General features: G+C 64.1%; 14 protein-coding genes and 1 pseudogene. 12 read left to right on the top strand and 3 right to left on the bottom strand.

Annotated features, from left to right (window positions below):
• On the bottom strand, positions 1-6,793 hold a 6,793-nt coding region (locus tag G7Z99_RS18095), incomplete at its 3' end, for a retention module-containing protein (RefSeq protein WP_181096222.1).
• Positions 6,794-7,714: 921 nt separating this feature from the next.
• Between G7Z99_RS18095 and G7Z99_RS18090 the strand changes: the two genes are divergently transcribed.
• From G7Z99_RS18090 to G7Z99_RS18065, 6 genes are all read left to right on the top strand, one after another.
• The gene (locus G7Z99_RS18090) at positions 7,715-9,871 is read left to right on the top strand and encodes a type I secretion system permease/ATPase (RefSeq protein ID WP_181096220.1); all 2,157 of its coding nucleotides are present in this window, start codon (positions 7,715-7,717) and stop codon (positions 9,869-9,871) included.
• Positions 9,861-11,237 (top strand): HlyD family type I secretion periplasmic adaptor subunit, encoded by a 1,377-nt coding sequence (locus tag G7Z99_RS18085; protein ID WP_181096218.1) that lies wholly within the window; start codon positions 9,861-9,863, stop codon positions 11,235-11,237. Before G7Z99_RS18090 ends, G7Z99_RS18085 begins: the two co-directional genes overlap by 11 nt.
• A gap of 337 nt (positions 11,238-11,574) precedes the next feature.
• Positions 11,575-12,474: a TauD/TfdA dioxygenase family protein gene (locus G7Z99_RS18080; RefSeq protein WP_181096216.1), complete on the top strand. Its 900-nt coding sequence runs from the start codon at positions 11,575-11,577 to the stop codon at positions 12,472-12,474.
• 18 nt (positions 12,475-12,492) lie between these two features.
• A complete protein-coding gene (locus G7Z99_RS18075) occupies positions 12,493-13,512 on the top strand; it encodes an ABC transporter substrate-binding protein (protein WP_181096214.1) in 1,020 nt (339 codons plus the stop codon).
• A gap of 5 nt (positions 13,513-13,517) precedes the next feature.
• Positions 13,518-14,381, top strand: coding sequence for an ABC transporter ATP-binding protein (locus tag G7Z99_RS18070; RefSeq protein ID WP_181096212.1), 864 nt, complete (start codon positions 13,518-13,520; stop codon positions 14,379-14,381).
• A gap of 12 nt (positions 14,382-14,393) precedes the next feature.
• On the top strand, positions 14,394-15,257 hold the full coding sequence (locus G7Z99_RS18065) for an ABC transporter permease (protein WP_181096210.1): 864 nt from the start codon (positions 14,394-14,396) through the stop codon (positions 15,255-15,257).
• Here the strand turns inward: G7Z99_RS18065 and G7Z99_RS18060 are convergent.
• Complete coding sequence (locus G7Z99_RS18060; protein ID WP_181096208.1) at positions 15,254-15,817, bottom strand: WYL domain-containing protein; 564 nt, start codon at positions 15,815-15,817, stop codon at positions 15,254-15,256. The two genes, G7Z99_RS18065 and G7Z99_RS18060, sit on opposite strands and share 4 nt — an antisense overlap.
• Before the next feature lie 207 nt (positions 15,818-16,024).
• Between G7Z99_RS18060 and G7Z99_RS18055 the strand changes: the two are divergent.
• From G7Z99_RS18055 to G7Z99_RS18030, 6 genes and pseudogenes are all read left to right on the top strand, one after another.
• Positions 16,025-16,740, top strand: a pseudogene (locus G7Z99_RS18055) (tetratricopeptide repeat protein).
• Positions 16,741-16,865: 125 nt separating this feature from the next.
• Positions 16,866-17,318: a MarR family winged helix-turn-helix transcriptional regulator gene (locus G7Z99_RS18050; protein ID WP_181096206.1), complete on the top strand. Its 453-nt coding sequence runs from the start codon at positions 16,866-16,868 to the stop codon at positions 17,316-17,318.
• On the top strand, positions 17,315-19,411 hold the full coding sequence (locus tag G7Z99_RS18045) for an FUSC family protein (protein ID WP_181096204.1): 2,097 nt from the start codon (positions 17,315-17,317) through the stop codon (positions 19,409-19,411). Before G7Z99_RS18050 ends, G7Z99_RS18045 begins: the two co-directional genes overlap by 4 nt.
• Positions 19,408-19,620, top strand: a complete 213-nt coding sequence (locus tag G7Z99_RS18040) for a DUF1656 domain-containing protein (RefSeq protein ID WP_181096202.1) — start codon at positions 19,408-19,410, stop codon at positions 19,618-19,620. Before G7Z99_RS18045 ends, G7Z99_RS18040 begins: the two co-directional genes overlap by 4 nt.
• Positions 19,617-20,492 carry an efflux RND transporter periplasmic adaptor subunit gene (locus G7Z99_RS18035; RefSeq protein ID WP_181096200.1) on the top strand — a complete coding sequence of 292 codons (876 nt, stop codon included), beginning with the start codon at positions 19,617-19,619 and terminating at the stop codon, positions 20,490-20,492. The genes G7Z99_RS18040 and G7Z99_RS18035 overlap by 4 nt, the downstream gene beginning before the upstream one ends.
• Complete coding sequence (locus tag G7Z99_RS18030; RefSeq protein ID WP_181096198.1) at positions 20,489-21,922, top strand: efflux transporter outer membrane subunit; 1,434 nt, start codon at positions 20,489-20,491, stop codon at positions 21,920-21,922. Before G7Z99_RS18035 ends, G7Z99_RS18030 begins: the two co-directional genes overlap by 4 nt.
• Positions 21,923-21,952: 30 nt before the next feature.
• Here G7Z99_RS18030 and lapD read toward each other — a convergent pair whose 3' ends face one another.
• A complete protein-coding gene (lapD, locus tag G7Z99_RS18025; RefSeq protein ID WP_181096196.1) occupies positions 21,953-23,899 on the bottom strand; it encodes a cyclic di-GMP receptor LapD in 1,947 nt (648 codons plus the stop codon).
• Between the last annotated feature and the right edge of the window lies 1 nt (position 23,900).

Genomic DNA, 23,900 nt, shown 5'->3' with positions numbered 1-23,900 from the left:
TAATGGTTGCGTTGACCGAGCCTGCGTCGATGTACGGATCGTCGCCTGGAGCTGCAACCGTGATGCTGCCTACGGTCTGGCCTGCTGCGACGGTAATCACCGAGCCGTTGCTCAAGGTGACCGTCACTGGCGTCTGCGCAGCATTGGTCAGGGTCGCGGTGTAGACGATCTGCCCGCCCTCAGCCACGGTCGGCGTAGCAGTCAGTGCCACGGTCGTGGTGGTGCTGGTGCCTGAACCATCGGTCACGGTGGTGCTCGGCGCGCCGGCAGTCACCAGGTTCTCGTAGTTACCGCCGCTGGTGGCCGTGATGCTGTTGGTCACAGGCGGATTGGTGGCATACACGTTATCCGGAGCGGTGAAGTTCACCGAACCCGTGCTGGCACCGACTGGAATCGTGATGGTTTGGCCGTTGGCCAGGGTCACAACCAGTGGCGTTTCTGTAACGGGTGCAGTCACGCTGGCGGTGTAGGTGATTACGCCGCCTTCGGCAACCGACGGAGTTGCCGTTAGGGTAACGGTCGACGTATCGATGGTGTCGGTAACAGCAGTCACCGCTGGGGTACCGTTGACCGCCAGGTTTTCGAAGTTGCCGCCGGTAGCACCGGTGATAGTTGCGTTGACCGAACCCGCGTCGATGTACGGGTCGTCACCAGGCGCAGCGACGTTCACCGAGCCGGAAGTCTGGCCTGCCGCGATGGTGATGACCGAGCCGTTGCTCAAGGTCACGCTGACCGGCGTCTGCGCAGCGTTGGTCAAGGTCGCGGTGTAGACGATCTGACCACCTTCGGCCACGGTCGGCGTCGCACTCAGGGCAACGGTCGTGGTGTCGTTGGTGCCTGGACCATCGGTCACGGTGGTGCTCGGCGTGCCGGCGGTGGCCAGGTTCTCGTAGTTACCGCCGCTGGTGGCCGTGATGCTGTTGGTCACAGGCGGATTGGTGGCGTACACGTTATCCGGGGCGGTGAAGTTCACCGAGCCCGTGCTGGCACCGACTGGAATCGTGATGGTTTGGCCGTTGGCCAGGGTCACAACCAGTGGCGCTTCTGTAACGGGTGCAGTCACGCTGGCGGTGTAGGTGATTACGCCGCCTTCGGTGACCGCCGGAGTTGCCGTCAGGGTTACAGTCGACGTATCGATCGTGTCAGTGACAGCGGTGATTGCTGGCGTGCCATTGACCGCCAGGTTCTCGAAATTGCCACCGGTGGCATTGGTAATGGTTGCGTTGACCGAACCCGCGTCGATGTACGGATCGTCACCAGGTGCGGCGACGTTCACCGAACCGGAAGTCTGGCCTGCCGCGATGGTGATCACCGAGCCGTTGCTCAAGGTCACGCTGACCGGCGTCTGCGCAGCGTTGGTCAAGGTCGCGGTGTAAACGATCTGGCCACCCTCGGCCACGGTCGGCGTAGCAGTCAGTGCCACGGTCGTGGTGGTGCTGGTGCCTGGACCATCGGTCACGGTGGTGCTCGGCGTGCCGGCGGTGGCCAGGTTCTCGTAGTTACCGCCACTGGTAGCCGTGATGCTGTTGGTCACAGGCGGGTTGGTGGCATATACGTTGTCTGGGGCGGTGAAGTTCACCGAGCCCGTGCTGGCACCTACCGGAATCGTGATGGTCTGGCCGTTGGCCAGAGTTACGACCAGCGGGGCCTCGGTAACCGGGGCGGTGACGCTGGCGGTGTAGGTGATGACGCCGCCCTCGGTAACCGAAGGCGTAGCCGTCAGCGTGACCGTCGACGTATCGATCGTGTCAGTGACAGCGGTGATTGCCGGCGTGCCATTGACTGCCAGGTTCTCGAAGTTGCCACCAGTGGCGCCAGTAATAGTCGTGCTGACCGAACCGGCATCGATGTACGGATCATCGCCTGGAGCTGCAACCGTGATGCTGCCTACGGTCTGGCCTGCTGCGACGGTAATCACCGAGCCGTTGCTCAAGGTGACCGTCACCGGCGTCTGCGCAGCGTTGGTCAGGGTCGCGGTGTAGACGATCTGGCCACCTTCAGCCACGGTCGGCGTCGCGCTCAGGGCCACGGTCGTGGTGGTGCTGGTACCAGGGCCATCGGTGACGGTGGTGCTCGGCGCGCCGGCAGTCACCAGATTCTCGTAGTTACCGCCGCTGGTGGCCGTGATGCTGTTGGTCACAGGCGGATTGGTGGCGTACACGTTATCCGGGGCGGTGAAGTTCACCGAGCCCGAGCTCGAGCCGACTGGAATCGTGATGGTCTGGCCGTTGGCCAGGGTCACAACCAGCGGGGTCTCGGTAACTGGGGCGGTGACGCTGGCGGTGTAAGTAATCACACCACCTTCGGTGACCGACGGAGTTGCCGTCAGCGTAACGGTGCTGGTGTCGATGGTGTCGGTAACAGCAGTCACCGCCGGGGTACCGTTGACCGCCAGGTTTTCGAAGTTGCCGCCGGTAGCATTGGTGATAGTTGCGTTGACCGAGCCCGCGTCGATGTACGGGTCGTCACCAGGCGCAGCGACGTTCACCGAGCCGGAAGTCTGGCCTGCAGCGATGGTGATCACCGAGCCATTGCTCAAGGTGACTGTCACTGGCGTCTGCGCAGCGTTGGTCAGGGTCGCGGTGTAGACGATCTGACCGCCTTCGGCCACGGTCGGCGTGGCAGTCAGTGCCACGGTCGTCGTGGTGCTAGTGCCTGGGCCATCGGTCACGGTAGTGCTCGGCGTACCCGACGTGACCAGATTCTCGTAATTGCCACCGCTAACGTTAGTGATGCTGTTGGTCACAGGCGGGTTAGTGGCGTACACGTTGTCCGGAGCGGTGAAGTTCACCGAACCCGAGCTCGAGCCTACCGGGATCGTGATGCTCTGGCCGTTGGCCAGAGTTACGACCAGCGGGGCCTCGGTAACCGGGGCAGTGACGCTGGCGGTGTAGGTGATGACGCCGCCTTCGGTAACCGAAGGCGTAGCCGTCAGCGTGACTGTCGACGTATCGATCGTGTCAGTGACAGCGGTGATTGCTGGCGTGCCGTTGACTGCCAGGTTCTCGAAGTTGCCACCAGTGACGCCAGTAATAGTCGTGCTGACCGAACCGGCATCGATGTACGGATCATCGCCTGGAGCTGCAACCGTGATGCTGCCTACGGTCTGGCCTGCTGCGACGGTAATCACCGAGCCGTTGCTCAAGGTGACCGTCACCGGCGTCTGCGCAGCGTTGGTCAGGGTCGCGGTGTAGACGATCTGGCCACCCTCGGCCACGGTCGGCGTAGCAGTCAGTGCCACGGTCGTGGTGGTGCTGGTGCCTGGACCATCGGTCACGGTGGTGCTCGGCGTGCCGGCGGTGGCCAGGTTTTCGTAGTTACCGCCACTGGTAGCCGTGATGCTGTTGGTCACAGGCGGGTTGGTGGCATATACGTTGTCTGGGGCGGTGAAGTTCACCGAGCCCGTGCTGGCACCTACCGGAATCGTGATGGTCTGGCCGTTGGCCAGAGTTACGACCAGCGGGGCCTCGGTAACCGGGGCGGTGACGCTGGCGGTGTAGGTGATTACGCCGCCCTCGGTAACCGAAGGCGTAGCCGTCAGCGTGACTGTCGACGTATCGATGGTATCAGTGACGGCAGTGACTGCTGGGGTGCCGTTGATTGCCAGGTTCTCGAAGTTGCCGCCGGTAGCACCGGTGATGGTTGCGTTGACCGAACCCGCGTCGATGTACGGGTCGTCACCAGGCGCAGCGACGTTCACCGAGCCGGAAGTCTGGCCTGCGGCGATAGTGATGACCGAGCCATTGCTCAAGGTCACGGTAACCGGCGTTTGCGCAGCATTGGTCAGTGTGGCGGTGTAAACGATCTGACCACCTTCGGCCACGGTCGGCGTCGCACTCAGGGCCACGGTCGTAGTGGTGCTGGTACCTGGACCATCGGTCACGGTGGTGCTCGGCGTGCCGGCGGTGGCCAGGTTCTCGTAGTTGCCGCCGCTTACCCCGGTGATGCTGTTGGTCACAGGCGGATTGATGGCGTAGATGTTGTCTGGCGCGGTCGCATCGACGGTACCGGACGACTGACCGACCGGGATCGTGATGGTCTGGCCGTTGGCCAGCGTTACGACCAGCGGGGTCTCGGTAACCGGAGCGGTGACGCTGGCGGTGTAGGTAATCACACCACCTTCGGTGACCGACGGAGTTGCCGTCAGCGTAACAGTGCTGGTGTCGATGGTGTCCGTAACAGCAGTCACCGCCGGGGTACCGTTGACCGCCAGGTTTTCGAAGTTGCCACCGGTGGCATTGGTAATGGTTGCGTTGACCGAACCCGCGTCGATGTACGGGTCGTCACCAGGCGCAGCGACATTCACCGAACCGGAAGTCTGGCCTGCAGCGATGGTGATGACCGAGCCATTGCTCAAGGTGACCGTCACCGGCGTCTGCGCAGCATTGGTCAGGGTCGCGGTGTAGACGATCTGACCGCCCTCAGCCACGGTCGGCGTGGCAGTCAACGCCACGGTCGTCGTGGTGCTGGTGCCCGGGCCATCGGTCACGGTAGTGCTCGGCGTGCCGGCGGTGGCCAGGTTCTCGTAGTTGCCGCCGCTTACCCCGGTGATGCTGTTGGTCACAGGCGGATTGGTGGCATAGATGTTGTCTGGCGCGGTCGCATCGACGGTACCGGACGACTGACCGACCGGGATGGTGATGGTCTGGCCGTTGGCCAGGGTCACGACCAGCGCCGAACCGGTGACTGGCGCGGTGACGCTGGCGGTGTAGGTAATGACGCCGCCTTCGGTAACCGATGGAGTCGCAGTCAGCGTTACGGTACTGGTGTCGATGGTGTCGGTAACCGCAGTCACCGCAGGCGTGCCATTGACCGCCAGGTTCTCGAAGTTGCCACCGGTAGCATTGGTAATGGTCGCATTGACCGAACCGGCATCGATGTAGGGATCATCACCAGGCGCTGCGACAGTGACGCTGCCGGCGGTCTGACCTGCGGCAATAGTGATCACCGAGCCGTTGCTTAGGGTCACGGTCACCGGCGTCTGCGCAGCGTTGGTCAAGGTCGCGGTGTAGACGATCTGACCGCCCTCAGCCACGGTCGGCGTGGCAACCAACGCCACGGTCGTGGTGCTGCTGGTACCAGGGCCATCGGTGACGATGGTGTTTGGCGTACCCGACGTGACCAGGTTCTCGTAGTTGCCGCCGCTTACCCCAGTGATGCCGTTGGTCACAGGCGGATTGGTGGCGTAGATGTTGTCTGGCGCGGTCGCATCGACGGTACCGGACGACTGACCGACCGGGATGGTGATGGTCTGGCCGTTGGCCAGGGTCACGACCAGCGCCGAACCGGTGACTGGCGCGGTGACGCTGGCGGTGTAGGTAATGACGCCGCCTTCGGTAACCGATGGAGTCGCAGTCAGCGTTACGGTACTGGTGTCGATGGTGTCGGTAACCGCAGTCACCGCAGGCGTGCCATTGACCGCCAGGTTCTCGAAGTTGCCACCGGTCGTGGCCGTGATGGTGGCATTGACCGAACCGGCATCGATGTACGGGTCGTCGCCAGGTGCTGCCACCGTGATGCTGCCGGCGGTCTGGCCCGCTGCAATGGTGATGACCGAGCCATTGCTCAAGGTCACGCTCATCGGCGTCTGTGCAGCGTTGGTCAGCGTCGCGGTGTAGACGATCTGACCGCCTTCGGCCACGGTCGGCGTGGCGGTCAGGGTCAAGGTCGTCGTATCGATCGCATCGTTGATCACCGTCTGCGCTGCAGTCGGGTTGATGGCCAGATCTTCGAAGTTGCCGCCGGAAGCAGCCGTGATCGTGGTGCTTACCGTGGTGGTGCCTGCATAGACGTCATTGCCTGTCTGGAAATCGACGCTGGCGCTGCTGGCACCTGCCGCGATGGTCAACGTCTGCCCGTTGGACAGCGTGACGGAAACCGGCGTCTGCGCAGGATTGTTGAGCGAGGCGGTATACGTGATCGCGCCCCCTTCGGACACGCTTGGCGTGGCCGTCAGGGTAATGGTCGTGGTGTCGATGGTATCGACCACCTGCGTCACGGCAGGGGTCTGGTCCGCCGTGACGGTCAGGCCACCACCAGTGGTCCCGGTGATCGTGGCGGAGATGTCGCGTGGGTCGATGTAGACCGTATCGTTGGCCGCCACGTCGACATTCACGGTGCCTGCCGTCTGCCCGGCAGCGATCACGATCACCGCGCCATTGGACAGCGTGACGGTCAGGTCGGAGGTTGGCGCCTGGCCAACGGTGGCGGTATAGACGATGACGCCGCCCGCTTCGCTGATCGAAGGGGTCGCACTCAGCCCGACGGTGGTCGAGCCACCGCCCACTGCGGTCGTCGTCGCGTTCGTCGCAGCGACGCCGCCGACCGGTGGCGTGGGCTGACCGAATTCATTACCGATTGGGCCGGTAGGGAAGCCTACGGTCGGGTCGACCACGCCGCCGGTTTCCTCGAGCACCACGAAGGTATGCCCACCACCGGCCTCACCACCGCCTGCAGCTGTCGGGCCGGCTGCCGGGGCCTCGAGGTCGATGGTCGGGTCAGCGCCGGCTGCGATGGCTTGCTGCAATTCCTCGACCGAAGGGGCCGCCTGCGCCGTGGCAGCGGAGAGATCCGTGCTGCTGTCAGGCGTGTCGGCACTCCACTGGGAGTCACGTCCCAAGTCCAGCATCCGTCCGTCGGCCAATTCGAGCGTAATGGCGCCACCGGGCCCCGTCAGGACCTGCTCGCCTGCGAACAAGCGATCACCTTCCACCAGGACGCGCCGGATGCCCTCAGGGGATACGGCGACCACTTGACCGACAACGCTTTTGACGATGGCAACGACACTGCTCATTAAGGACTCTCCGGGTACCGATTCGGTAGGCTTCCATGCACACCGATCGTACGAGACGGTTGCTCGATGGAAATTGCTGCGAAAGTGGACAATGTTTTGGCGTCAAACTATTGTCTACAGCCTAAAACTATGACCACCTTAGCCAAACTATTGACCTAATTTGCCAATCCTAAACAATCGGCAAAATAATGTCACATTGATATTTCTGTTCATGCACATGCCTTTGATGGACGGCAAGGAAGTCATGCATCAGACACCGCTAAGAGTGGTCTGAACGCACACTTCAGGTAACGCCAACCCTCGGAAATACCTAGGCTCGTCACGACCTGGGAACAACCGCCACAGCCTTGACGCAGAGCGGTCTGGCTAGCCGCCACAAGCATAAAGCTTGCCCAATTCTGCTGGGCCGGCCTTGTGACCCGCCCTACCCGATGAAAGGTTCCCCAGGCGACGGATCTGAATGAAAATCGAGGGCGGAGACAAAGAAAAAGGAAGAAGTCCGATACACTTGTCTGTGCTTGCTAACTTGTCAGGGTGAAGACGCGATCCGACAAGCGAATGAAAGTATTGGATATTATTTTGACGAAGTCTCAAAAAGCTTCGTAAGTTCAAATAAATTGTCAATTTGTTGACCTACGGTTGTTTTCGATGTGTCGCGAGCGGCCAATGCCGCTTCAAAAACCGTCGCACCATTGGAAATGGTCCAACCTGGCCAGAATTTTGCGAAACCTTCATGGCAGGCTGCCGTCTGGTATAGCACCGCCTTGGAAGTGTTTACTCCGCCCTCGTTCAGGGCGACTATGGCCTTTGGCTATTCCCCTGACGGAACAGCCGTTGCCCATCACGATACGAATCGGCGATCTGGCCTGGTACAGATCAGACATCGCCCCCATTTTCAGCAAGGTTTGAAGAGAGCGCCGCGTGGAATCCGAAGTCAGTCGAGTCCAACTCAGCCACGATCCCCGCAGTCAGCATGACGATCCTTTGCTGGATAGCCTGCTGAACCTGTGTGTCCTGCATCAGAAGCCAGCCAGTCGCGCCATGCTGACGACGGGCCTGCCATTGCCCTCGCAGCGCATGACGCCCGAGCTGCTGCCGCGCGCAGCCGCACGCGCAGGCCTGCAGGGTAGGCTGCTCCAGCGAAAGCTCGAGCAGATTCCCGACATCGCCATGCCGGTCATGCTGCTGATGAAGGAAGGCCGTTGCGCCGTACTGCTGGGCTGGCAGGACGCCGGTACCGCACGTTTGCTGCTCAGTGAAAGCGACGGTGGCGAAGTGCACGTCAGCCGCGAGAAGCTGCAGGCCGACTACAGCGGCAAGGTGTTCTTCGCCCAGCCTCAGCACAAGTTCGACGTGAATCACGGCAACCTGATCCCACGCACGCGCTCCTGGTTCCGCGACACCCTGCTGCGCAGCAAGTGGCTGTACATGGACGCCATCGCCGCCAGCCTGGTGATCAACATCATCGCACTGGCCGCGCCCCTGTTCGTGATGAACGTCTATGACCGCGTCGTCCCGAACCAGGCCACCTCGACGCTGTGGGTGCTGGCACTCGGTATCTTCGGTGCCTACATCTTCGACCTGATCCTCAAGGGCCTGCGAAGCCTGTGCCTGGACCTGGCCGGCAAGAAGACCGACCTGATCATTTCCGCCACCTTGTTCGAACGCATCGTCGGCATGTCGATGAAATACCGACCGGCCAGGGTCGGCAGCTTCGCGCAGAACATCCACGAGTTCCAGGGACTGCGCGATTTCCTGGCTTCGCTGACTTTGACCAGCCTCATCGACCTGCCCTTCACCCTGTTGATCCTCATGGTGATCGCCATCATCGGCGGGCACCTGGTCTGGATTCCCATCATCGCCTTCCCGCTGGCGCTGGGCATCGGTTATGCATTGCAGAAGCCTTTGCTGGCGACCATGGAACGCACCATGGCGCTGGCGTCCGAACGCCAGTCGAGCCTGATCGAGACGCTCGCCGGGCTGGATGCGGTCAAGGTCAACAATGCCGAGAGCGAACGCCAGTACATGTGGGAGCAGACCCTGGGCACGCTCAGCCGCCTGGAGCTGCGGGTCAAGATCCTCTCGGGCCTGGCGATGAACATCACCCTGCTGATTCAGCAACTGGCAGGCGTGGCGATGATCTGCGTCGGTGTATACATGATCATCGACGGCAACCTGACCATGGGCGGCCTGGTGGCCAGCTACATGCTCAGTGGCCGCGCCCTGGGCCCCCTGAGCCAGCTCAACGGGCTGCTTGCGCGTTACCAGCAGGCCAAGGTCACCATGAGTTCCACCGACCAGATGATGAGCCTGCCCCAGGAGCGCAACTTCGAGGAGCGGCCGCTCAGCCGTCAGGTCCTGCAGGGCGCCATCGAGTTCCGCGGGGTCGACTTCACCTACCCCAACCAGCAGAACATGGCGCTCAAGGGCATCAACCTGAACATCCGGCCGGGTGAAAAGGTCGGGATCATCGGACGCAGCGGCTCGGGCAAGAGCTCGCTGGCCAAGTTGATCGTCGGCCTGTACGAGGCCAATGCTGGATCCTTGCTGGTCGACGGTGTCGACATCCGGCAGATCGACGTCAGCGAACTGCGTCACAACCTCGGTTATGTCCCTCAGGACATCCAGCTGCTGGCCGGCACCCTGCGTGACAACCTGGTCAGCGGCGCACGCTACATCGAAGACGAGCTGATCCTGCAGGCCGCAGAGCTTTCGGGCGTTCATGAATTCGCGCGGTTGCACCCCGATGGCTACGAGCTGCAAGTCGGCGAGCGTGGTCAGAACCTGTCCGGCGGCCAGCGCCAGAACGTGGCCCTGGCGCGTGCCCTGCTGCTCAACCCGCAGATCCTGCTGCTCGATGAGCCGACCAGTGCCATGGACAACACGGGCGAAGAGCGTCTCAAGCAACGCCTGCAGGCCGTCATCGAGAACAAGACCGTCCTGCTGGTCACTCACCGGGCCTCGTTGCTGTCGCTGGTGGACCGGCTGATCGTCATCGACCGTGGACAGATCGTCGCAGACGGCCCGAAAGCCGCCGTCATGGAAGCGCTGAAGAAGGGGCAGATCAGTGTCGCGTAAGCTCGACGTAGGGCAAATCAAGGACAATCTGCGGCGCTACTTCAAAGGCTCGGATTCGCTCAGTGGCCAGCCGTTGCCCGAGGTCAGCAAGTCGCTGATCGAGGACGCGCCGCGGGTTGTTCGCATGACCATCTGGGGCATCATCGCCTTCTTCCTGTTCCTGGTCGTCTGGGCGTGTTTTGCGCCCATCGACGAAGTGACCCGCGGCGAAGGCAAGGCCGTGCCGTCTTCGAAGGTGCAGAAGATCCAGAACCTCGAGGGCGGCATCGTCGCCGAGATTTATGCCAAGGAAGGGGAAGTGGTCGAGATCGGCCAGCCCCTGCTGCGCCTGGATGAAACGCGCTTTGCCTCCAACGTGGGCGAAACCGAGGCCGATCGCCTGGCCATGGCCCTGCGCGTGCAACGCCTGAGCGCGGAGGTCGAAGATGCCCCCCTGAAGATCGACGAGGAGCTGCGCAAGGCTGCGCCAAGCCAGGCTGCCAGCGAGGAATCGCTGTACAACAGCCGTCGCCAGCAGTTGCGCGACGAGATCGGCGGCCTTGAAGAGCAACTGGTGCAGCGCCAGCAGGAACTGCGCGAATACACCTCCAAGCGCGCTCAATATGCCAACAGCCTCCAGCTGCTGCGCCAGGAGATCGCCATGTCCGAGCCCCTGGTGGCCAAGGGCGCGATCTCTCAGGTGGAAATCCTGCGCCTGCGCCGCGCCGAGGTGGAAACCCGTGGCGAAATGGACGCGACCGGCCTGGCCATCCCGCGGGCCGAGGCCGCGGTGCGCGAGGTCAAGAGCAAGGTCGAGGAAACGCGCGGCAAGTTCCGCAGCGAGGCACTCACCCAGCTCAACGAAGCGCGCACCGAACTGAACAAGGCAACCGCCACCAGCAAGGCGCTGGACGACCGGGTCAGCCGTACGCTGGTCACCTCGCCAGTACGGGGCATCGTCAAGCAGCTGCTGATCAATACCATCGGCGGCGTGATCCAGCCAGGCAGCGACATCATCGAGATCGTGCCCTTGGACGACACGCTGGTGATCGAGGCGAAGATCCTGCCCAAGGACATCGCCTTCCTGCACCCAGGGCAGGAAGCGACCGTGAAGTTCACGGCGTACGACTTCACCATCTATGGTGGGCTGAAGGCCAAGCTGGAGCAGATCAGCGCCGATACCATCACTGACGAAGACAAGAAGACCACCTACTACCTGGTCAGGTTGCGTACCGATCGCAGTCACCTGGGGACCGATGACAAGCCGTTGCTGATCATCCCTGGGATGGTGGCGTCGGTGGATATCCTGACAGGCAAGAAGACCATCATGAGCTACCTGCTCAAGCCGCTCATCAAGGCGCGCGCCGAGGCGCTCCGGGAGCGGTGACGCTCGGCAGGTCCGGTTGCCCCAGTGCCCAGGGCGCCGGCCTGCTGCTGAAACCAGGCCTCCGTTGCACGGGGGCCAGGTTCTGTCGTGCAGCGTTCGCACGCGCACGAGACCCCCGGCCATCCAGGACCAAGGGTGACGTTGTGATGGTGGCGTCGATCAAGCGGTCTATAGATATTTCCAAAAGATATTTAAATTCTATTTTTTATTCCCATATATTCAATTCACTGCGTACTCGCTGACCAATCAGCGCGCCGCCGACTTGAGCCACACGGGACATCCCGTGCGTTTTCGTTCGTTGCGCGTCGCCTGCATGCGCATTGCGTGGGAGTGAATTATGTCAGCCGTCCTGAGTGCCTTGTCGTCTCACGACAAGGCACTACCGCAGTCTTTCGAGATCCGCCCTTTCGCCAGCACCGTTGGCGCTGAAATCATCGGCCTCGACCTGGCCAAACCCCTCGATGCCCAGGACTTCGCACGTATTCATCGTGCTCACCTGGACCATCATGTGCTGGTTTTCCGCCAGCAGGTCATCACGCCGCAACAGCACATCGACTTCAGCCGGCGCTTCGGTGAGTTGCAGATCCATGTGCTCGACCAGTTCCTGCTCGCAGGGCATCCCGAGATCCTGATCGTCTCCAACGTCGTCGAGAACGGGCGGAACATCGGCCTGGGCGATGCGGGCAAGTTCTGGCATTCCGACCTGTCCTACAAGGCCCTGCCCAGCCTGGGCTCGATGCTGCATGCCCAGACGCTTCCCAGCGAAGGCGGCGATACCGTGTTCGCCGACATGCATCAGGCATTGGAGGCCGTTCCCGAGGCAGTGCGCCGGGTCATCGAGGGGCGCCATGCCGCCCACTCCTACACGGCGCGCTACGCCGAGACCAAGTTCGAGGGCAACTGGCGCCCGACCTTGACCGCCGAGCAACTGGCACAGGTTCGGGAAGTGACCCACCCCATCGTGCGCATGCACCCTGAAACCGGTCGCCAAGCCCTGTTCGTCAGCGAAGGGTTCACCACGCGGATCGTGGGCCTGCCCGATGACGAAAGCCGGGACATCCTGCAGCAGCTGTATGCCCTGAGCGTGCGCGAGGCACACCTCTACCGGCACCAGTGGCAGCCCCACGACCTGGTGTTCTGGGACAACCGCTCCCTGATCCACCTGGCGGCCGGCTGCCCTCCCAAGCTGCCGCGCACGCTGTTTCGCACCACCATCCAGGGCGATGCCCCTTTCTGACCTCTGCGGAGTGACATCATGCGTACACCCCTCACTCGCCTGACGGCGCGCGTTGGCCTGGTCGCCAGCCTGGTCGCCAGCAGCCTGATGGTGCCGAACGTGGCACAGGCCGAAGGCACGATCCGAATCGCTGAGCAATTCGGGATCGTCTATCTGTTGCTCAACGTGGTGCGCGACCAGCACCTGATCGAAAAGCACGGCAAGGCGCAGGGCCTCGACATCGACGTCGACTGGGCGCAATTGTCCGGCGGTGCGGCGGTCAACGATGCCCTGCTGTCCGGCTCCGTGGACATCGCCGGGGCCGGCGTGGGCCCCTTGCTGACCATCTGGGACCGCACCTACGGACGCCAGAACGTCAAGGCCGTGGCTTCGCTGGGCAACTTCCCGTATTACCTCGTCAGCAGCAACCCCGACGTCAAGACCATCGCCGACCTGTCCGACAAGGACCGTATCGCGGTGCCTGCCGTAGGGGTATCGGTCCAGTCGCGCTTCCTGCAGTACGCGGCAGCCAAGCAATGGGGCGACAAGGCCTATGCCCGTCTGGACCCCTACACGCTCGCCGTCCCGCACCCGGACGCGACGGCGGCCCTGTTGGCCGGTGGGACCGAACTGAACGGGCACTTTTCCAACCCGCCGTTCCAGGACCAGGCGCTGGCCAACCCGGCTGTGCATGTCGTGCTCGACAGCTACGACCTGCTCGGCCCGAACTCGCCGACGCTGCTGTTCGCCACCGAGAAATTCCGTCACGAGAACCCCAAGACCTACAAGGCGTTCGTCGATGCCTTGGCCGAAGCCGCGGATTTCGCCCAACACGACAAGGCCGCCGCGGCCGATACCTATATCCGCGTCACCCAGGCCAAGATCGACCGTGACACGCTGATCCAGTTGATCGACAACCCTCGCTACGAATTCACGGTGACGCCGAAGAATACCTACCCACTGGCCGAGTTCCTCTATCGGGTCGGCGCCATCAAGCACAAGCCGGCCTCCTGGAAAGACTACTTCTTCCAGGACGAACGTCCGTTGCAGGGGAGTTGAGGACCATGACCGCCCGAGTGCCAGAGCACGTGACCAGCCACCTGAGCCCTGCCGACGCCGCCGCTTGGTTGCAGGTGGACCAGCTGAGCCTCGACTACCGTACGGGGCAACGGGTGGTGCGTGCCACCCATCAGGTCAGTTTCGAGGTCGACCGTGCCGATCGCTTCGTGCTGCTCGGCCCCTCAGGGTGCGGCAAATCCACCCTGCTCAAGGCAGTGGCCGGCTTCGTCACACCCAGCGAAGGGCGGATCCTGCTCGATGGCGAACCGGTCAGAGGCCCCGGCCCGGACCGGATCGTGGTGTTCCAGGAGTTCGACCAGCTTGCGCCCTGGCAGACGGTCAAGCAGAACGTGATGTTCCCGCTGCTGGTGACCGGCGCACTCAAGCGCGCCGAGGCGCAGGAGCGTGCCCTGCACTACCTGGACAAGGTCGGCCTGACGGCGTTCGTCGACGCTTACCCGCACACGTTGTCGGGTGGCATGAAGGCACGTGTCGCCATTGCCCGTGCCCTGGCCACGCAGCCGAAGATCCTGCTCATGGACGAACCGTTCGCCGCGCTGGATGCCCTCACTCGACGCAAGATGCAGGAAGAACTGCTCAAGCTGTGGGAAGAAGTGCGGTTCACCCTGCTGTTCGTCACACACTCCATCGAAGAGGCCCTGGTGGTAGGCAATCGCATCCTGTTGCTCTCGCCCCATCCTGGGCGAGTGCGCGCCGAAGTCCACAGTCATCAGTACGACCTTGGCAGCCTGGGTGGCACGGACTTCCAGGCCAGCGCTCGACGCATTCACCGTCTGTTGTTCGACGAAACGGAAACGCCGCCTCGGGACACCGCGCTCGACTTCAACGATGTCCGCCTCGCCTACTGACTGGAGATCCACATGACCTTTAACCCTGTCAGGCAGGAATACGACGTCCACCTCACGCCATTGACCGACCTTTCCCTGGCGCCTCGCCTGACGCTCGGACAACGGCTCTGGCAATACGGCGCGCTGCGCAAGGCCGTCATCCTGTCACTGCTGGCCGTTCTGTGGGAGGCGGTCGCCCGCTACCAGGGCAACGACCTGTTGCTACCGAGCTTTCTGCAGACCAGCGCGGCCTTGTGGCAAGGCCTGCTCAGCGGCGAGTTGCCTGCCAAGGTCAGCGTTTCACTGGCGACCCTGCTCAAAGGCTACCTGGTGGGCATCGTGCTGGCCTTCGGTCTGACCAGCCTGGCAGTCTCCACGCGTCTGGGACGTGACCTGCTCGGGACCTTGACCTCGATGTTCAACCCCTTGCCGGCCATCGCCCTCCTGCCATTGGCCCTGCTGTGGTTCGGGCTGGGCGAGGGCAGCCTGATCTTCGTCCTGGTGCACTCGGTATTGTGGGCCTTGGCACTCAATACCTATTCAGGCTTTCTGGGGGTCTCGGACACCCTGCGCATGGCCGGGCGCAACTATGGCCTGCGTGGTCTGCGCCTGGTCCTGCATGTCCTGGTGCCAGCGGCGGTGCCCTCGATCCTGTCGGGGCTGAAGATCGGCTGGGCGTTCGCCTGGCGCACGCTGATCGCGGCAGAGCTGGTGTTTGGCGCCAGCAGTGGCAAGGGTGGCCTGGGCTGGTACATCTTCCAGAATCGCAACGAGCTCTATACCGACAAGGTCTTCGCGGGTCTGGCGGTGGTGATCCTGATCGGTCTGCTGGTCGAAAGCCTGGTCTTCACCACGCTCGAGCGACTGACGGTGCGGCGCTGGGGCATGCAGCGCTAACTTTCCTGAGGGTACCGTGACGCTGCGCTGCGCAGAATCCGTGCGATCTCGTCGCGCAGCGCCAGCGGACGCTCGACGATCAGCCCGTCGCCCTGGCTCAGCAGCCAGCCGCGCAAGGTCAGGCCATCGCTGACCGTGGCCCACAACCGGTGCCCCTCGCCCAGGGCTGTCAGTTGCATGTCGGCGGCCAGGGGCATCTCGCGCAATTGGTGCGCCAGCGCATCGCTGATCCAGGCCTGCAAGTGCATGCCGTCCTTCTGCGGCGGCTGGAACGCGCCGCTGCGCACGTAATCCTGCAGGTCGAAACTGCCGCGCAGCTCGACCCCGGCATTGATCGACCAGTACCAGCCGAAGGGGATGCTCTTGTCGTTGCGCTCGAGCGCGAAAATCAGCGACAGCTCGTTGAGGTCACGCTCGACCGTACGTTTGCTGACATCGAAACCGGCATCGCTCAGACGCCAGACCAACTCTGCGCTGGTCACCCCCGGTGAACGGTTGGGCAACTGACGCAACAGCGCCCACTGTCGACTGAGGGTGGCACGGGTGGTGGCAGAGGGCAAAAGGTAACGTCCTTGTAAGAACTTGCGCCGACTAGCATGGCGACCGCAGTAGCGCCTGGCAATTAGCCACAGGTGGCTCAGATCAAGATATGCCCGTTTGAATCCGCCCTGCCCGCTCGACCGCGACACTTTTTGTCGCTGGGCTGCGCAGAATCACCGCTCACGCCGTGGTGGCAGGAAACCGCAAGCCGTTCAACGAGGATGAACATGTCGGCCGTCAGCCCCCCTCATTCACTGCTGGAATACCTGCTTCCCAGGCGGATCGTGTCGCTCTCCCCTGCACGGCAACGTCCAGGTTTCGCCAGCCTCGGTCTGCTGAGCCGCCGCACGGCGCTAGGCGACAGTTTCACGCTGATCGCCTGCCTGGAGGAGACCGTGGACATGCAGGCGGTCTATACCGAACTGCGTGCACAGGCGCTGGCCGGGAGCGTCACCGTGCTGACCGACCTGGGATGGATCTGGCTCAACGGCACTTACTGGCGAGGCGATCCACACCTGGCGCGGCGGCTGTTGCGCATGGCGGGCCTGCAAGGGGACGCCACGGCCTGGTTCAACCTGGCTCGACAGCATCATGTCGGCCAAGGCGTGACCAGGTGTCATGCAGAAGCTGCACGGTGCTACGAGAACGCCTTCGAACGCGGCCTGGTTCAAGCCGCAGCGGCGCTTGGCGACCTTTTCCAGCAAGGATGGCCATCGACGCCGCCTCGACGTTGTACGGGGTGCAGGTCGAACCCGATGTCAGGGCGGGGCTGTACTGGTTGGAACTGGCAGCCGCCGGGGGCGTCGTACAGGCAGCGGAGGCCTTGGCGGTGTACTTCGCGCACGGCCATGAAACGCCCTATCGGCATTGGCGTGACCATGCCATTGGCTTGGGCAGCCACCTGGCCCTGGGCATGAAGCTCAAGGATCAGGTGCGCTGCTGAGCGCCGCCTGCACTCGCCCCCCATTCACACCTGCCGCCGCGACTCGTCGACAACCGTTGGCGTCGAAGGGTGGAATGGCAGTATATTGATAGTTAGCAAACTATGAATCTACGGATATTTCTTCGATGTCACTCGATGCACTGCGCTTGAAAGTCAGCAGCAGCCTCGTCGTTTCCGCACGTCACTGGCGCCGGATCTGCCAGGGCGCCTTGACCGCCTACGGGGTGTCCGAAGCGTGCGCGGTCCCGTTGCTGATGATCGTGCGCCTGGGTGACGGCGTCCACCAGGTCGCGGTCGCCCAGGCGGCGGGCCTTGAAAGCCCTTCGCTGGTCCGCCTGCTCGACCAGCTGTGCAAGGCCGGCCTGGTGTGTCGCAGCGAAGCCCCGAATGACCGTCGCGCCAAGGCGCTGAGCCTGACCGAGAAGGGGCGGACCTTGGCCAACTCGATCGAAACCGAACTGGTGCGCCTGCGGCGCGAGGTGCTTCATGGCATCGATCCCGCCGACCTGGAGGCGACGTTGCGGGTGATGCGTGCCTTCGAGAACGTTGGCCATCAAGGGCTGGGCTCCCCCCTATGAACACGAACGGCTTTTTCAGCTCCGTGCCGCCAGCGCGCGACTGGTTCTATGGTGTGCGCACCTTCGCGGCCTCGATGATTGCCCTGTACATCGCCCTGCTCATGCAATTGCCACGACCCTACTGGGCCATGGCGACGGTCTACATCGTTTCCAGCCCTTTCGTCGGGCCGACCAGCTCCAAGGCGCTGTATCGCGCCCTGGGCACGCTGCTCGGCGCAGCCGGGGCCGTCCTGCTGGTACCGCCGCTGGTGCAGTCGCCCGAGCTGCTGAGCGTCGCCATCGCCCTGTGGACCGGCACGCTGCTGTTTCTCTCGCTCAACCTGCGCACGGCCAACAACTACGTGCTGATGCTGGCTGGCTACACCCTGCCGATGATCGCCCTCGCCGTGGTGGACAATCCTTCGGCCGTCTTCGACGTGGCGTCCTCGCGAGCTCAGGAAATCTGCCTGGGCATCGTCTGTGCGGCCATCGTCGGTGCGATCTTCTGGCCCCGGCGCCTCGCCCCCGTGGTGGTCGCCGCCACGGGCAACTGGTTCAACGAGGCGGTGCGCTACAGCGAGGCTTACCTGACACGCCAGGTCTGCTCGGAGAACGTCGGCGCGATGCGTACGTCGATGGTGGCCACGTTCAACAGCCTGGAGTTGATGATCGGCCAGCTGGGGCACGAGGGCGCCGGGCCGCATACCCTGAAGAACGCCCGTGAGCTGCGTGGGCGGATGATCCACCTGTTGCCGGTGCTGGATGCACTGGACGATGCCCTGATGGCACTGGCCAAGCGTGCCCCGGCCGAGCAGGCCCGGCTTCAACCGCTGCTGGAAGAAGCCCGGGACTGGCTCGCCTCGACCCTCGAACAGCCCTCGCTGGCGCGCTGGAGCCTGCTGCGCGAGCACATCGATCGGCTGCAGCCCGAGCCTGGGCACCTGAATCAGCGCTCGACCCTGCTGTTTTCCAATGCCCTCTATCGGCTGTCCGAATGGGTGGACTTGTGGCAGGACTGCTGCACGCTCCAGCACGCACTGCGCCAGGACGATGCTTCGCCCTGGCGGGCGGTGTACCGTCACTGGCGGCTGGGGCGCCTGACACCGTTCTTCGACCGCGGCCTGATGCTCTATTCGGTGGCCTCCACCGTGCTGGCGATCATCGTCGCCAGCGGGCTGTGGATCCTGCTGGGCTGGAAGGACGGCAGCAGCGCAGTGATTCTCGCGGCCGTCGCCTGCAGCTTCTTCGCCGCCATGGACGACCCGGCCCCGCAGATCTACCGGTTCTTCTTCTGGACGATGCTGTCGGTGGTCTTCTCCAGCATCTACCTGTTCCTGGTGCTGCCGAACCTGCACGACTTCCCGATGCTGGTGCTGGCCTTCGCCGTGCCGTTCATCTGCGTCGGCACATTGACCGTGCAACCGCGCTTCTACCTGGGCACCTTGCTGACGATCGTCAACACCGCCAACTTCATCAGCATCCAGGGTGTCTACGATGCCGACTTCCTGACCTTCATCAACGTCAACCTGGCCGGGCCGCTGGGCCTGCTGTTCGCGTTCATCTGGACACTGGTGTTCCGCCCCTTCGGGGTCGAGCTGGCCGCCAAGCGCATGACGAGGTTCAGCTGGCGCGACATCGTCGAGATGACCCACCCGGCGACGCTGGCCGAACAGCGCAAGGTCGGCGTGCAGATGCTCGACCGGCTGATGCAGCACCTGCCGCGTCTGGCACAGACGGGCCAGGACGGCGGCGGCGCACTGCGCGACCTGCGGGTCGGGTTGAACCTGCTGGACATCCTGGCCTACCTGCCCCGGGTCGATACGACCGCACAGGGCTGGCTGGGCACCGTGGTCGAAGAAGTCGGCGCTCATTATGCGGCCTGTCTGCACGCGGGCGAGCGGCTGGAGGCATCCGACACCCTGCTGCACACCATGGACCAGGCGCGCCTTGCCCTGGCCGAACCTTCCCTGAACGAGCGAGCCGATGCCAGGGTCCATCTGTTGCACGCACTCAGCGGCCTGCGCCTGGCGCTGCTGCCGGTACCCAACGTGGCCTTGACGCCCGTCGACCCGCCTTCGCCACTGCCACATGGCATCGACGGAGCGCCCCTGTGATCGGTGATGTCGATATCAGCGGGGTCTTCCTGCCCACGCTTCTGGTGATGATGATCGCCACGTACCTGTTGTTTCTGGGCGTGCATGCGGTGCTGGTACGCCTGGGCTTCTACCGCCTGGTCTGGCACCGGGCGCTGTTCAACGTCGCTCTCTACGCCGTGCTGCTCGGTACGGTGGACCACTTTTGCCGAAACCTGATGCTGCCATGAAAAAACCTTTGCTGACCCTGGGCCGTGTGGTCCTGACCTTGCTGGTGGTGGCCTTCGCGGCCGTGCTCGTCTGGCAGATGGTCGTCTATTACCTGTTCGCGCCCTGGACGCGCGATGGGCACATTCGCGCTGATGTGATCCAGATCGCGCCTGACGTGTCGGGCCTGATCCAGACGGTCGAGGTGCGCGACAACCAGATGATCGCGCGCGGCGACGTGCTGTTCACCATCGACCAGGACCGCTTCGGCCTGGCGCTGCGCCAGGCCCGCGCCACGCTTGCCGAGCGTCAGGAAACCCTGGCCCAGGCGGCTCGCGAAACCCGGCGCAACCGCACGCTCGGCAACCTGGTGGCTGCCGAGCAGCTGGAAGAAAGCCAGTCACGCGAGGCCCGTGCCCGCTCGGCGGTCAACGAGGCCCAGGTGGCGGTCGACACGGCGCAACTGAACCTGGACCGCTCGGTGATTCGCAGCCCCGTGGACGGTTACCTCAATGACCGAGCGCCACGCGCCCACGAGTTCGTCACCGCTGGGCGCGCCGTGCTGTCGGTGGTCGACAGCGCGTCGTACCACGTCGACGGCTACTTCGAGGAGACCAAGCTCGGTGCCATCCATGTCGGTGATGCCGTGGACATCCGGGTAATGGGCGACGACACCCGCCTGCGTGGCCATGTGCAGAGCATGGCCGCAGGGATCGAGGACCGTGACCGCAGCAGCGGCTCCAACCTGCTGCCGAACGTCAACCCGGCGTTCAGCTGGGTGCGGCTGGCGCAGCGCATTCCCGTGCGCATCGCGTTCGACGAAGTGCCTGCAGACTTCCGCATGATCGCCGGGCGGACCGCCACGGTGTCGATCATCGAGGAGCATGCCCGATGAAGCGCGCGCTGTGGCTGGGCTGCCTGCTGGGCCTGAGCGCCTGCACGACGGTCGGCCCCGACTATGCGGTGCCCAAAGGCGCGGCCGTGCAGCGGGGCGACCTGAATGGCCCTCTGCGCCAGGACGCCGACAGCGTGGTCTCGGCGCCGGTGCCGGAGAACTGGTGGCGGCTGTACCAGGACCCGCGCCTCGATGCACTGGTGCGTCAGGCGCTGGCAGCCAACAGCGACCTGCGCGTGGCCACGGCGAACATCGCCCGGGCGCGGGCGCAAGTCGAGGTGGCCGAAGCCCAGGGCGGTTTCAGTGGCAGCGGCAAAGCGGCGGCGCAACGCTTGCAGGAGTCTGGCGAGGCCTTCTTGCTGCCTGAAAAGGTGCCGGTGGCCAACATCGGCGAGGCCATACTCAGCGCGTCGTACCAGTTCGACCTGTGGGGCACCTTCAAACGCGGCACCGAAGCAGCCCAGGCCAATGCCGATGCCGCGCAGGCTGCGGCCGACACGGCGCGCATTACGGTGGTGGCGGATGTGGTCAAGGCCTACACCCAGGTCTGCTCGGCCAACGAGGAGTATCACATCGCCCGTGAATCACTGGCCTTGCAGGAACAAGGGGTACAGCTGACGCAGCGCTTGCGCGACGCCGGGCGTGGTGACGAAACGCAAGTGACGCGCACCCAGACCCAGTTCAAGTCGTTGCGTGCCGAACTGCCGCGCTTTCAGGCCGAGCGTGAAGCGGGGCTGTTCACCCTGTCGGCGCTGCTGGCCACGCCGGTCGAGCAGCTGCCCGCAGGCACCGCAGACTGCGCCGAGCTGCCTCGACTCACGCAGTTGGTGCCCGTCGGGGATGGCGCCGCCTTGCTCAAGCGCCGCCCTGACGTCCGTCAGGCCGAGCGCCAGCTGGCGGCTGCCACCGCCAGCATCGGCGTGGCGACCGGTGCGCTGTACCCGAACATCAGCATCGGCGCCCAGGTCGGCACCATCGGCACCCTCGACAACCTGGGCGAGCCGGCCACCAATCGCTGGGGGTTCGGCCCGCTGGTCAACTGGACCCTACCCACCAACGGCACCCGGGCGCGCATCCGCGAAGCCGAGGCCTCGACCCAGGCGGCACTGGCGCGTTTCGACGGCGTCGTGCTCAACGCCATCCGTGAAACCCAGACCCGGCTCGCCCAGTACAGCGCCCTGCTCGACCGCCGAGAGGCGCTGGCCGAAGCCGAGCGTTCGGCGAAGCAGGCGGCGGACCAGACCCACCAGTTCTATCAGGCCGGACGTGCGTCCTTCCTGGAGGACCTGCAGGCGACCCGGACCTACACCACCATGCGTGGGCAATTGGCCGGCGCCGATGCCCAGGTGGCGCTTGGGCAGATCAATGTCTTCCTGGCGCTGGGCGGTGGCTGGCATGCGCCCACACCCGCGGCCCGCACGGCGCCGTGATGCCCGCAGGGCAGGCGTGGAGCCGTTGCCTCAGGCCCACGGGGCAGGGACGGCGACCCGCTGCCCCTGCACGCCCTGCACGCCCATTTCCTGCAACACCTTCAGCTCGCCCTCGGTCTCCACGCGCTCGGCGATGAGCGGCAGGTCGATGCTGTGCGCGGCGCGCTGGATGGCCTCGATGAACAGCCGCTTGTGCTGCTCCTGGTCGATGTTGCGAATGTAGCCGCCGTCGATCTTCAGGTAGGCCAGGCCCAGGTGGGCCAGGTTGCCGATCATGCTGAAGCGGCCGCCGAACCGCTGCAAGGCCAGGCTGAAGCCCAGGTCGCGCAAGCGGCGCGTCAGTTGCGCCAGGCTGGCGTGGTCCGGGAGTTGCTCTTCGCCGATCTCGAACGTCAGCCGCGGCCCCAGGGCGCGATGCTGCCCGAGCAGGTCATAGACCTGCTGCAAGGCCTTGGCATCGGTCAGGGTGGCGGCCGACAGGTTCAGTGCCAGCGACTGCTCGTGGGTCTGCAGGTGCTTGAGCACCTTTTCCAGCATCAGCCGGTCGAGCCGCGCCGACCAGCCGAAACGCTCGAGCCAGGGCAGGAAGCGCCCGGCAGCCACCGCCTGGCCCTGCTCATCCTGTAACCGCGAGATCACCTTGTAATGCAGGGTGCGCGTCAGGTCATGGCTGTCGACCACCGGCTGGAAGAACAGCTCGAACTGCCCGTTGGACAGCGCCTGATCCAGCCGCGTGTGCCAGTCGTGGTGGCTGTCGGCAGCCTGGGCAGCGACGCCCTGCTCCAGGCAGACCCAGCCCGGATCGGCCTTGCTCTCGGCCATGGCCAAGGCTTCGTCGGCCAGCTTGAGCAGCGCCGGCGGCGCATCGCCCGGGGTGTACGGTGCCATGCCGATGCAGGCTACGGGCGTCACGTCGCTGGCACCGGTCTCGTGCAGGCTCTGGAGCGTGACTTCGAGTGCCTGGGCCAACTGGATCGCCTCTTCATGCACCATGCCGGGCGCCAGCACCGCAAACTCACCACCGCGGCTGCGGGTGATCAGGTTGTTGGTTTCAGGGAAGCGCGCACAGGTGCGCTGGAGCTGCTGCCCAATGGCCTGCAGCAACTGGTCGGTACGCTGCCCGCCCAGGCGCGCATTGAGCCCGGTCAGGTCCTGTACCCTCAGGAGCAACAGGTAACCTTGTCGTGCGTCCTCGAGGTTGCTGACCCGCGCCGCCAGCTGCATCTCGAAGTAGCGCCGGTTGGCCAGGCCCGTGAGGCTGTCCTGGTAGGACTCGACCCTGAGCCGCTCGCTACGCTCGGCCTGCTCCTGGAACAGCGCCTTGAGCTTTTCGACCATCTGGTTCATCGCCTGAACCACCCGGCGCAATTCCGGTGTGCTGGGCAAGTCGGGCAGGCTGAGGAATTCGCGCCGCGCGATGGCATGCGACTGCGCCACCATGTAGTCCAGCGGCCGAAGTTGCCGACGCAGCAGCAAGGCGCCGAGCACGGCGCTGATGGCGCCGCACAACAGCAGCCAGCCCAGGCTGCCCAGGGCGCTTTGCCAGAGCTTGGACAACGCGAACATCGGGTGGCTGATCACCTCGACCCGTGCAGCCTGTTGCCAGCCGCGGCTGACGATGGCGTCGCCGCCGGCGGCCTCCAGGCCGATCAGACGGATGAACCAGCGTGGCACACCGTTGGTGTCGGGTTCGGCGTGGCGCTCGACCAGCACCGCACCGGTGCCCAGGTCCACGACCTTGATGCTGGCGTAGTAGCCACTGTCGAAGATCGAGCTGACCATCAACTCCACCATCGCCGGGTCATCGATGTTCGGTGTCAGCGACAACGCCAGTGCGGTGGCCGCGTCCTGCGCGTGGGAGCGCAACTGGTTGACGTACTGACTGCGCGAGCTTTCCAGGCTGACCATGAAGCTGCCGCTGAACGCGACGACCAGGAACAGGCAGATGGCCAACAGCAATTGTTTGAACAGTGACATC

Source organism: Pseudomonas entomophila (genome assembly GCF_013523165.1).
Taxonomy (GTDB): Bacteria; Pseudomonadota; Gammaproteobacteria; order Pseudomonadales; family Pseudomonadaceae; genus Aquipseudomonas; species Aquipseudomonas entomophila_A.
Note: the sequence above shows the minus strand (reverse complement) of the source record. Positions and strands in the feature narration are given on the sequence as shown.

Bases quoted from the DNA above. Each gene is read 5' to 3' on its own strand.
- G7Z99_RS18080 (WP_181096216.1), top strand. From the start codon at position 11,575: ATGTCAGCCGTCCTGAGTGCCTTGTCGTCTCACGACAAGGCACTACCG.
- G7Z99_RS18075 (WP_181096214.1), top strand. From the start codon at position 12,493: ATGCGTACACCCCTCACTCGCCTGACGGCGCGCGTTGGCCTGGTCGCC.
- G7Z99_RS18070 (WP_181096212.1), top strand. From the start codon at position 13,518: ATGACCGCCCGAGTGCCAGAGCACGTGACCAGCCACCTGAGCCCTGCC.
- G7Z99_RS18065 (WP_181096210.1), top strand. From the start codon at position 14,394: ATGACCTTTAACCCTGTCAGGCAGGAATACGACGTCCACCTCACGCCA.
- G7Z99_RS18050 (WP_181096206.1), top strand. From the start codon at position 16,866: ATGTCACTCGATGCACTGCGCTTGAAAGTCAGCAGCAGCCTCGTCGTT.
- G7Z99_RS18045 (WP_181096204.1), top strand. From the start codon at position 17,315: ATGAACACGAACGGCTTTTTCAGCTCCGTGCCGCCAGCGCGCGACTGG.
- G7Z99_RS18035 (WP_181096200.1), top strand. From the start codon at position 19,617: ATGAAAAAACCTTTGCTGACCCTGGGCCGTGTGGTCCTGACCTTGCTG.
- G7Z99_RS18030 (WP_181096198.1), top strand. From the start codon at position 20,489: ATGAAGCGCGCGCTGTGGCTGGGCTGCCTGCTGGGCCTGAGCGCCTGC.
- lapD (WP_181096196.1), bottom strand. From the start codon at position 23,899: ATGTCACTGTTCAAACAATTGCTGTTGGCCATCTGCCTGTTCCTGGTC.